We start from the raw sequence: 1,183 nt of genomic DNA, 5'->3' as shown, positions 1-1,183 counted from the left end.
CTTATAGACTCTTTTACTAGTTGTTTAAGCTCTCCGAGGTTTTTACACTTATTAAGTAAGAACTCTTGTTTCAGTATTCCATTTACTCTCTCTGCTAATGCATTTTGATAGCAGTCATAACCGTCTGTCATCGAGGGGCTTATGCCGCTACTTTTCAACTTATCTTGATAAACACCGGAGCAATACTGGAGACCACGATCAGAGTGATGGATACACGAACGATGATATTGACGCCCCTTAATAGCCATATCTAGCGCTTTCACAACATCCGTCGCCTTCATTTCGTTGCTCAGCTCGTAGCCCATAATTTTCCGACTAAACGCATCAGTTACCAATGAGAGATAGTGAATGCCTTCATCTGATTGGATATAGGTAATATCACTTACTAACACACCCTCTGGAGTGCATGGTTTGTAGTTCTTTAATAAGTTCGGATGTTTTTTCATCCAATGCTTACTGTTTGTCGTTTTCGTAAAACTACGTTTAGGTCTTACCAATAACCGTTCATCACGTAAGTAGTTGAAAAGAGCATCCCGACCTAACTTGATACCTTGTTCTTGCAACTTTGGCTTAAGTAAAAAGTAGAGCTTTCTAGTGCCAACCCGAGGCATATAACGTCTAATATCCAACACCATTTGTTTGATGGGTTTAAGTTCCAACTGGCGAAGAACAGCTCGCTTTTCTCGTTGATAAACGCTTTGTCTCGTTATCCCGCATAGCTTACATACTCGAACTAAACTTATTCCTTCTTGTTCTTGAAGGCTTCTTGCTCCTTGGTGAGATACTTTTTTCTGAGGCTAGTTCCGTGTTCAGCATCAAGAATATCAACCACTCTATTTAAAAAGAGATTCTTGATTTTTTCGTCTTCCAGCTCTTTCTCAAGACGCTTTATTTTCTGTGCTGGTGACTCTTTAGGCTTAGTTGATTGGTGCATGGTATTCATCCTTGGAGTTTGCGCCCAATTCATCTTACCGTGCTTTCGAAGCCAAGTTAAAACAGTTGAACGGCCTTGGATACCATAAATGGTTTGGGCTTGTTTATATGTCATATCGCCTCTTTCTACAGCGGCGACGACCTGTAATTTAAAGCCTAGTGTGTAATCACGCTGAGTGCGCTTAACGTAGGTATTATTTGAAGTAGCCATAATTCGTCCTCAATGTGTAAACACATTTCAGGACGGGAC

At 40.7% G+C, this 1,183-nt stretch carries 1 protein-coding gene; it reads right to left on the bottom strand.

The annotated features are described in order from the left end of the window. Positions 1-1,144 (bottom strand): IS3 family transposase gene (locus AB4558_RS21375; RefSeq protein WP_372159088.1). Its coding sequence is split into 2 segments (ribosomal slippage), with 1,145 coding nucleotides annotated over them: positions 1-778 and positions 778-1,144; the frame shifts between segments, so codons are not numbered across the junction. This gene is flagged as partial in the annotation. Positions 1,145-1,183: the final 39 nt, after the last annotated feature.

Source organism: Vibrio sp. 10N.222.51.C5 (genome assembly GCF_041474575.1).
GTDB lineage: Bacteria > Pseudomonadota > Gammaproteobacteria > Enterobacterales > Vibrionaceae > Vibrio > Vibrio crassostreae_C.
This window is presented reverse-complemented; position numbering and strand designations above follow the sequence as displayed.